7 protein-coding genes and 1 pseudogene are annotated in these 9,313 nt (G+C 69.3%); 4 read left to right on the top strand and 4 right to left on the bottom strand.

Translation table 11 applies throughout. From position 1 onward, the window contains the following. Nucleotides 1–414: 414 nt before the first annotated feature. Complete coding sequence (locus VFO68_RS16665) at nucleotides 415–1,683, bottom strand: pentapeptide repeat-containing protein (protein ID WP_325159210.1); 1,269 nt, start codon at nucleotides 1,681–1,683, stop codon at nucleotides 415–417. Nucleotides 1,684–2,702: 1,019 nt separating this feature from the next. On the opposite strand from VFO68_RS16665, the gene VFO68_RS16660 reads away from it, so the two are divergent. Next, entirely contained in the window at nucleotides 2,703–2,837 is a 135-nt protein-coding gene (locus VFO68_RS16660; protein ID WP_325159209.1) for a hypothetical protein, read from the top strand. Nucleotides 2,838–3,202: 365 nt separating this feature from the next. On the opposite strand, the gene VFO68_RS16655 is transcribed toward VFO68_RS16660, so the two are convergent. Next, nucleotides 3,203–5,293, bottom strand: coding sequence for an acyltransferase family protein (locus VFO68_RS16655; protein WP_325159208.1), 2,091 nt, complete (start codon nucleotides 5,291–5,293; stop codon nucleotides 3,203–3,205). A 395-nt stretch (nucleotides 5,294–5,688) separates the two neighbouring features. Here VFO68_RS16655 and VFO68_RS16650 point away from each other — a divergent pair, with 395 nt between their 5' ends. Together VFO68_RS16650 and VFO68_RS16645 are read left to right on the top strand one after the other, a co-directional pair. Beyond that, the gene (locus VFO68_RS16650) at nucleotides 5,689–6,240 is read left to right on the top strand and encodes an RNA polymerase sigma factor (protein WP_325159207.1); all 552 of its coding nucleotides are present in this window, start codon (nucleotides 5,689–5,691) and stop codon (nucleotides 6,238–6,240) included. Between the two features lie 5 nt (nucleotides 6,241–6,245). After that, on the top strand, nucleotides 6,246–7,046 hold the full coding sequence (locus tag VFO68_RS16645; protein ID WP_325159211.1) for a maleylpyruvate isomerase family mycothiol-dependent enzyme: 801 nt from the start codon (nucleotides 6,246–6,248) through the stop codon (nucleotides 7,044–7,046). Nucleotides 7,047–7,052: 6 nt separating this feature from the next. Here the strand turns inward: VFO68_RS16645 and VFO68_RS16640 are convergent, their stop codons facing one another. Next, nucleotides 7,053–8,393, bottom strand: a complete 1,341-nt coding sequence (locus VFO68_RS16640; protein ID WP_325159206.1) for a hypothetical protein — start codon at nucleotides 8,391–8,393, stop codon at nucleotides 7,053–7,055. Then, nucleotides 8,390–8,929, bottom strand: coding sequence for a SigE family RNA polymerase sigma factor (locus tag VFO68_RS16635; protein ID WP_325159205.1), 540 nt, complete (start codon nucleotides 8,927–8,929; stop codon nucleotides 8,390–8,392). The genes VFO68_RS16640 and VFO68_RS16635 overlap by 4 nt, the downstream gene beginning before the upstream one ends. Nucleotides 8,930–9,021: 92 nt before the next feature. Here VFO68_RS16635 and VFO68_RS16630 point away from each other — a divergent pair. After that, nucleotides 9,022–9,313 (top strand): annotated as a pseudogene (locus VFO68_RS16630) (hypothetical protein); the annotation flags it as partial.

The following is a 9,313-nucleotide window of genomic DNA, read 5'->3' as shown; positions in this document are numbered from 1 at the left end:
GTTCCGCGCAGTGTGACAGCACGCCGAACGTGCCGGGCGACTGGGCGTGATCCGCGGTTACCTGCAGCTTTAATGGCCCGGTGAGCAGGCACGGACCGATGCCGCATCCCGGCGCGTTGCCTCCACGCCCCCAGCTGACTTCACCGCCGGCCGTCGGCAAGAACGCCACACGAGCAGCATGTGACCGCGATTTCGGGATCGGCCGGCACGGCCTGCTCGCTTCTCGACACCTCCAGGAGCTGCTGAGGAACCGCCTCAGCCCTTGCTCGCCCCCGCTGCACCCCCAAACAGACACCCGTGCCCGCGTTGCGCCTGAGCACGCAGCGGATTGCGAATCCGCTCAAACCCGTCCAGCGTGAGGTCGACGGCGGCCGGAAAACTCATCACTCACGAATACGGGACTTCACCGGTTTTTCAGTCTGTGGATTCGGCAGTGTCGGCCTTCGGCGTGCTCGACGTAGTCAACCGGAACCGTGACAGCGTCGGCGGCACACCATTCCTGAAACGGGCGCCCTCAAACGTTGTTGTGTTGGGGAACTGGGTTCCGACGAATTGGGCATTGCCGGCGAACTGTGCCCTGACGAACGAGGTAGCGCTGGTGAATCGGGCCTCGTCGAACGAGGAAGCGCCGGCGACGTGGACGTTCTGGAACCAGGCGTCGCTGGCGAATTCAGCTCCGACGAACCAGGCAGTGTCGGCGAACCGGACCCCCTCGAACCAGGCAGCGTCGGCGAACCGGACCCCATCGAACCGAACGGAGCTGGCGAACTGGGCTCCGTCGAACCGGGCTGAGCCGAACTGCGCCCCGTCGAACCGGGCTGAGCCAGCGAACCGGGCCCCGCCGAACCGGGCGGCAACGTACCGGCCCTCATCGAACCGGGCCTCGTCGAACCGTACGGCGCCAGCGAACCGGGCCCTATCGAACCGAGCCGTCCCGATGAATTGGGCCGATGTGAATGTGGCCTTGCGCAGCGCACAACTTACGAGGTCCAGGTCAATCAAGACGGCACCGGTGAGATCCAGGTCAATATCGGCCCAGAATGGGCTCACCACGCCCTTGGCGTCGGCTCCGGTTCGGACGTGGTCGCAGAGAAGGCCTTGGGCGGTCAGTCGCACTTCACGTTCCTGCGCCCGCTGTTGGTGGGCCGCCGCCTGGCTACTCTCGTTGTGCTCGTGTGCGGGTGGTTCGCCCGGCACCTGGTAGGGCATGCGCAGGTAGGCACACAGCACGTTGACGATGGTCTGCCGCTGGGTGGGGTTGTTTTGCGCCAGCCGCTCCAAGGCGTAGAGGCCGGCCAGCCGGACTGGGGCCTTGTCCGAGCCGAGTTGCTCGGCAGCCTTGGTGTACAGCTCGGTGATCCGCCGTTCAGTGGCGTCCAATCGGGTGTCCGCATCAACCTGCACTTGGCGGGCATGGTCGCGCTCGGCGGTGCGTTGCCGGCGGGCGGCCAGCAGCAGCGCGGCGGCGCCGCCTGTGCCGACCACGATCGTGCCCGCTGTCTTGATCGCGTCCAGCTGGTTCCGGACCTGGTCGGGGTCGGCATCACTACGGCCGTAGGCCAGCAGCAACCACACCGCCGTGCCCGCAGCCACCAGCAGAAGCATCGCTGCCGACCACCAGATCGCCTTCGAGGACAGCACCCGGTCAACCGGCTCAGAGGAAGAGGAGGTCACGAGATCCATGTCGCCGCGCGCACCGGGAATGCAACGCCGCAATAGTCGAACGCCACGCCGACGCACGAGGCTTGGCGACCTCCCACGACGGGATTTGGCATTTCTAATGGCTGGAGCGGCGTTTACACAGGACGCGCGTGCACCCGCTACGCCGACTCCACCTATGGAGGCGGCACTGCGGACGGTGTCGAACGGCACCATACGGCGGTGCGTAGATCTAAACAGGAGTCCTTCACGGGACCGGGGGTTCAAATCCCTCCGCCTCCGCTAGCTTGACCAGGCAGAACAGGGGCTGAGCCGGAGTTAGGTCGAGCTGCCGCCGTGCCGCAGCCTCAGTCTCGTTCGGGCCCACAGCAGTAGGTGGCCCGTGCTGAGATGTTGCTTGGTTGCGGCCGTGACCTATGGTTCCGTTCGCGACGTGTGCGATGGGTGGGACTGAACCGAGCAAACTTCGCTGCGCCTTCGACGGTGAGTAGGGACGCGGCGGAACGCGCCGACACAGCTGATCAATTGGCCCGATGATACTCTGAGTATTCCCTGAGATGACTGTGACACACATTGACATGAATCGGCGTCAGGGTCTAATGTGAGCTATGGGGAAGTGTCTGGGGTCTTCTCGGTCTGTCGATTCGTAAATCTTCCCCAAATTTGATGCCGCACACTGGGAGGGTGCAGGAATGTTTATGCGCAAAATAAAGCATGTGGGGGTGACGGTGGGGATGACGACTGTGTCCCTGGTTCTGGCGATGGGGGGAACAGCATCGGCCACCACAATGGCGGCAACAACTCAGAAGGCGCCGCCTTCAGTGCAGGGCAATTGCTCCCCGGTTGTGGGATGTTCGCAGGTCCATAACGACAGCGGTCTTCTAATTTATATCAGGCCACATTGGACATGTGGCGGCACCACCGGCACTACAGGCGCAATCGGATGTACAAGTGGTACCACTACGACGCTATCGGCTGGCCAGCACACGCCGACCAACCAGGACTGGGACACCTTCCGCGTGGATCCGGGTTGGTGCTACAAGGTGAAATTCTTCCTGCCGTTCGAGTCGTGGACGACCAAGTACAACCGCGCCGGCCAGGGGGAGATCTGGGTCAAGGTCGAGGACTGGGCAACGGCCGTGATCCAGGCCCAGCAGTACGGGTCCTGCCCCGCGTAAGCCCGCAGGAAAGGTTTGGGGCATTTCAGCCCGTAGCAGCCCTGTCAGCCCGTCCATGCCCATCTGGCTGTGCGCTTGGTGGTGGGTCGAGCCAGTAGCCCTTCGCAGGCTCAAATCGGGGCTCCTCCGTAGCTGTGGTTAGGCGGCGGGGTGGTGGAGTCGACAAGGTATCGACTCCACCACCGTGCTATATGGCTTCTGCGTGGCGCGCGGCTGGACCCCGAGAAGGAGCAGAACGGTCGCGGCGGTGTGCCGGGCGTCGTGGAGCCGGACGTCTCGTAGGGGCCTAGGTTGGCCCGTGGCTCAACACCGCAGGTCGATACAAGTTCGATAATCGACATTATGTCAAGTAAGCCCTCGATGCCTCAGGAGACGCCGAGCTGGGCGATGAGGGGTTGGGTGAGGGTCCGCACGTAGCTGTCGGTCAGGTGGTTGTCGCGGTAGACCACGACGTTGCCCACCACGGCCGGGCATGTGTCCGGCGTGCACAGCCAGTCGGTGAGATCGACCACGTGGCTGTTCGGCAGCGTGCTGACCGCCTCGACCAGCGGGTCCTGCTCCGGCCCGAGCGCGACGGCCCGAGGCGTGTCGCAGGCCGCCGGCTGGTTCGGGTTGCGGAGCAGACACCGCGGCGTGTTGGTGGCCATCAGCGGCACGTCGCGGATCACCGTCACCGGAATGCCCGCCTCGGCCAGCGGGCCCAGCACCGCGCGGTACCCCCACAGCACCCGGTCCCGGTTGGGCCAGGTCCGCTTGCCGTCGATGACCTTCGAGCCGAGCGTGTACCCGGACGTGACGACCAGGTCCGGCTTCATCTTCAGCAGCGTGGGCACCATCGCGTAGGCCACGTCCGCGCAGACCCGCAGCGGATATCCGGAGTCGTCCGGCGGCAGGTCACCGAAGCCGCAGCCGTCATGCATCATCAGCTTGACCCGCCAGTCCGGGTGCGACTGGGCGAAGGTGGCCAGAGCGGTGCTGAACATGGTCATGTGCGAGTCGCCGAGCAGGACCATCGTCTTGGCGGCGTCGGGGTTTCCGTAGACGCACCGGCTGTCGTTGGCCGGGTCGTAGTTGGCGCAGTTCTCCTGCCAGGCCGGCGCCATGTCCTGGTCGGCGACGGCCGGGTCGGGCACCAGCGGCGCGGTCCGGACCGGCGGCGAGGGCGCGGTGCCGAGCGCCCGCGCTCCCGGATGGTCGTTGTCCAGCGTGGACCGCGCCGCCAGCAGTTCGTCCATCCGTTGCCGGGCCACCTGCCAGGGCACTATCGAGGCGGCCACCGTCGCCATGACCAGGCCGAGGCCGAGCGCGTAGGTCCACCGGGTGCGGGTGCCGCGCCGGCGCCGGAACGGATCTTCCACCAGGTGCTTGGTCAGCGCCGCCAGCAGCACGCTCAGCGCCGCGCACTTGAGCATCTGGGTGGTGGTGAGCCGGTTGGCGCCGGCCCGTTCCATCACGAAGACGATCACCGGCCAGTGCCAGAGGTAGAGGCTGTAGGAAATGTCGCCGAGGTAGCGCAGGGGCAGGATGCTGAGCAGCCCGGAGACCTCGTAGCGCGCAGGCGCGCCGCCGTCCGGGGTGGTCCCGGCGAGGATCAGGGCAACGGTGCCCAGCGTCGGCCCGAGCGCCACCCAGCCCGGGAACGCCATCGCCGTGGTCAGCACGACCGCGCAGACCAGGACCGCGGCCAGGCCGGCGAGTCCCAGCAGCAACCGCACGGCGCGGCCCAGCCGGACCCGGTGGATCACCATGGCCAGCAGCCCGCCGATGCCGAGTTCCCAGATCCGGGTCGGGGTCACGAAGTAGGCCGCGCCGGGCGGCGCCGGCGTGAGCAGCACCGAGTAGGTCAGCGAGGCGGCGGTGACCACGGCGACCGCGCCGAACCCCCACCGGATGGCCGACCGGCCGCGCTTGGCCGCCAGCCCGGCGCTGACCACCAGCAGCAGCGGGATGAACAGGTAGAACTGCTCCTCCACGCTGAGCGACCAGAAGTGCTGCACCGGCGAGGCCGCCGCGGTGGCGTGCGCGTAGTCGGCCGACTGGACCGCGAGCAGCCAGTTCTGCACGTCCAGGGCGGAGGCGAGCACCTCGCGCAGCACGGACGGCCAGCGCGGGGTCGGCAGCAGCAGAATCGTGCCGGCGACCGTGGCCAGCAGGACCAGGCTGGCGGCCGGAAGCAGTCGCCGGATCCGGCGGGCGTAGAAATCCCGCATCCGCAACCGCCCGGTGCGGCGAATCTCGCGCACCAGCAGGCCGATAATGAGAAATCCGGAAATGACGAAAAAGACGTCGACGCCGATGAAACCGCCGGGCAGCCGTTCCGGGCTCAGATGGTAAGCCAGGACCAGACCGACCGCGAGCGCGCGCAAACCCTGGATATCCGCGCGCTGCGTCCAGGTACCCGATTCGCGCTGAGGTTCGGCATCGACCACGGAATGCTGCGGGGCCAACGTGGACACTGACCGTTCCTCTCCGTACGTCCGGTGCGGCGCGGTCACGCGCATTCCGAAAGAACAAATATCACTGGTGTTCTGCGCTGCTCGCCCCGCCGAGCAGCAGAACCCGGTGCATCTTAGCACCGCACTCGTGCGAAGCCGGGCCGGGGTGCATCCCCGGCCCGGTCCACCCTTTCGGCGTGCTTGTCGTCACACCACGATCACCTTTCTGTTACGTGTTTTTCGCATTTTGTCCTCCCTTTCCTGAACCATCCGACGGTGCCCGGCGACACGGATCACCCGGGTCGGTACGGTGTGAGTCGCTTCACGCGAGTGGGTCCGGCAGCGGGACCGAAGCGGTATCTGGGCGCCGGTTGGGTGCACCTGTCTGGTGACCCAGCAGTACGGGAGGGCCGGAGATGGTGCTACCGGCGCGGCAGTTCCTGGACCGGCTGATCGCCGGGGACGAGACCGCCCTGGCCGAGCTGTACGACGTCCACGGCGCCACCGTGCTGCGCCTGGCCCTGCGGGTGACCGGGGACTGGGCGGCGGCCCAGGACATCACCCAGGAGGTCTTCGTCTACGTCTGGGAGCACCCGTCCCGGTTCGACCCGGATCGCGGCGACCTGCGGTCCTGGTTGGGGGTGATCGCCCATCGCCGGGCGGTGGACTGGGTCCGGCGGGAGACCGCCCACCGGCGCCGGCACGAGCGCACCGCCGTCGACGAGCAGGACGCCACGCCCGGGCCGGCCGACCTCGCCACCAGTTCGGTGCTGCATGACCTGGTCCGCCAGGCGGTGGACGCCCTGCCGGCCGACCAGCGCACGGCGATCAGGCTGGCCTACTTCGAGGGCCATACCTACCGCCGGGTCGCCGACGCGCTCGGCATACCGGAGGGCACCGCGAAGTCACGGCTGCGGCTGGCGCTGGCCGCGCTCGGCCGGCGCCTGGGAGCGGAGGGCATGCCGTGACCGGGATGACCCCGCCCAGGACGCTGCGCTCCACCGTGCTCACCGCCGCGCTGCACCGCCGGCCAGCCGGCTATCCCGACCCAGAAGCGCTGCCGGCCGAGGCGATCCCGTACGCCGCCGAGGTGCGCAAGCTGGACACCCTGCTGAGCGGGGTGACCGGGTCGCAGTGGCACACCCGGACCGTGACCGGGTGGACCGCTCGGGAGCTCGTCGACCATCTCAGCGGTCACGACGCGGTCCTGGCCGGCGCGCTGGGCGTGGACCCGCGGCCGGCGGCCCCGGCCTCCCCGCAGGGGTCGCACCGGGCCTGGCGGGAGCGGGCGTTCGCCCTGCTGCGGCACGCCGCGTTCACGCCGCTGACCGGGCGGGTCGAGGTGTTCGGCATGCCGATGCCGGTGGGCAACGCCTATCTGGGACGCGCCTTCGAGACCTGGATCCACGCCGACGACCTGCGGCTGGCCACCGGACGGCCGGTCCGCCCGCCCTCCCCCCGGCACCTACTCCCCCTGGCGGACCTGCACATCCGGTCGCTGCCGGCGGCACTGAAGCTGTCCGGCCGGACACGCCCCGGGCGCACCGCGCGCATCGTGCTGACCGGCGTGCTGACCGCCGACTGGCTGATCGCCCTGTCCCGCGACCCCGCCGGCTCGACCGAGCCCAGCGTGACGCTCACCGCGGACGCACTGGACTTCTGCTACCTGGCCGCCAACCGGCGCACGCCGGACGCGGTCCCCCTCACCATCACCGGGGACCGCGCCCTCGCCGCCGACCTCCTCGCCGTCATGACCTTCTTCAGCGACGAGTGAGCGCCGTTATCCTCCCAGGGACATGAAGCCGGCCCACGGTATGACGGTGGGCAGCTGGCGCGTCGTGATCGGTGGGATCGTCTGCCCCGGGGAAATGCGCGCGGCCGGCTGGCCGTAGTCGATCCGGGGGAAACCGACGGCCCACACGATGTCCGTGCCCGGCACCGTGGCGAGCGCGGTGAAGCTCGCCAACCCGTTCGGCAGCTTCTCCGCGGGCCGGAACTCGCCGCCGGTGCTGTGGAAAAACGCGCCGGGTCCGGTCCCGGCGGCCTGGCCCGCGACCACGACCCCGCCATCGCCGTCCGAGGTCGCACCGCTCAACTGCAAGGCGTCGAGCAGGGTCGGCTGCCAGCCGCTGCCGTCCCAGCGCAGGACAGCCGCACTGGTGGTGGTCAGCGAGTAGCTCTGGCCGACCGCCAGCACCTGCTCCCCCACGACGATCACCTTGTTCGGGTAGTAGGGGGCGGTGCCGCCGGTCAGGCGCGGAATGACCGACCATCGGGTGCCGTCCCAGTGCAGGGTCAGGTCGCCACCCTTCACGTTGCCGCCGTAGATGTGGCCGACCGCGAACACGTCCTTCGGCCCGCGCGCGGCCACGCTCTGCAGGCAGGCCCCCTGCGGGGCGTCCGGAATCGGCGGGAGTTCGACCTCGGCCCACCGCTGGCCGTCCCAGTGCTGCGCAAGGGGCGTCGACTGGTAGAGCCCACCGGCGCTGAACTGGCATCCGACGGCCCACACGTCGTCGCTCGCGATCGGCGCCACGCCGTTGAGCGAGGACGACAGTCCGGGACCGGGGGTGGGCGACGGGGTCGGCGTCGCCGTCCAGGCCCGCCCGTCCCAATGCAGCGCCAGCGTGCGGTCCGTCGCGCCGCCGACGGCCCACACGTCGGTCGAACTGGTCGCGGCGACGTCCATGAAGGTTCCGGGGTTGGTGGGGCCGGCGGGCGACCACCGCTGGCCGTCCCAGTGCACGATCACGGTCTTGTTGTCGTGACCCCGGTCGTCGTTGAAGAACGATCCCACGGCCCACACGTCGGACTGGGTCACCGGAGCCACGGCATTGAGAGAGGCCCGGTTGCCCAGGACCGGCACGGGCGTGACCGACCAGCCGGCGTCGTTGGCGAGCGCCGGTGGCTGGCCGGGGGGTTCGCGGCCGGCGGTGAGGGTGATCATGGTGGCCACCAGGCTGCCGGCGACGACGGTGGACGCGGCGGCCACCAGCACGGCCTGGCGTCGGCCTCGGCGCCGGTGCGCCTGGCGCACCACCTGGTCCAGGTCCACCTGCAGGGGCGGCAGTTCGTCGGCGAGGGCCGCGAGCGCGGAGACGATCCTGGTTTCGTCGGTCATTGGCTCAGCTCCGTGATCTGGTCGGTGCCGGACAGCGCCGCGCGGAGGGTGGCCAGCCCGCGGGCACTCTGGCTCTTGACGGTTCCTTCGGAACACCGCATGGCGGCGGCGGTCTCGGCGACCGAAAGCTGCACCCAGTAGCGCAGCACGACGGCCGCCCGCTGCCGCGGCGGCAGTTGACCGAGCGCCCCCAGGAGCACGGCGCGGACGTGTCCGGCGCCGGCGTCGAGAGCGGGATCGGCCGTGCCGTCCGGGACATCCGGCACGACCCCGTCCCGGGCCTCCGAACGCCGCCAGGGCCGGCGCGCCTCGTTGAGCCAGCAGCGCAACAGGACCCGCCGGGCGTAGCCCAGCGCCGCGTCCGGCTCGGTGAGCCGGGGCCAGGCCAGATACATCTTGATCAGGCAGGACTGCACGAGGTCCTCGGCGAGATGCCGGTCGCCACACAGCAGGTACGCCAACCTCCCCAGCTGGGTGGTCGCACCCGAGGCGAACCGCCGGAAGGCGTCCGCCCCGTCCGTGTTCGGTGGTTTCACAGTCCTGACACACATCCTCGGCCGGGGAGGTTGCATCCGATCGATCGTGCCGCGATCAAGGCTTTCCGGTGCTCGTGAGAGTCTGGTCGGCGATGGATGGATACCAGGCCTCCCCGACCGCCGGGCCGCGTTGCTCGGCGCTGTCGACCATGCTGGACGAGCCGCTGGCGGGCACGTCCAGCGTCGCGGCCGGCTGGCTGTGCGTCGAGCAGGCCGGCCCGTGGGGGCGCGAGGCCCTCGCCGAGAGCCACATCGACCCCGAGGTGGGCGCCGAACTGGGCCGGCGGGTGGCCGGCACGGGCATCCGTATCGCGCTGATCCGCCGGCCGGGCAGCCACCCGGACCGGCACCGGCCCACCCCGCACCGGATCTACTTCGCACACA

Origin of the sequence: Actinophytocola sp., assembly GCF_035712165.1 — a bacterium.
In the GTDB taxonomy this organism is placed as follows: Bacteria; Actinomycetota; Actinomycetes; order Mycobacteriales; family Pseudonocardiaceae; genus DASYTH01.
This window is presented reverse-complemented; position numbering and strand designations above follow the sequence as displayed.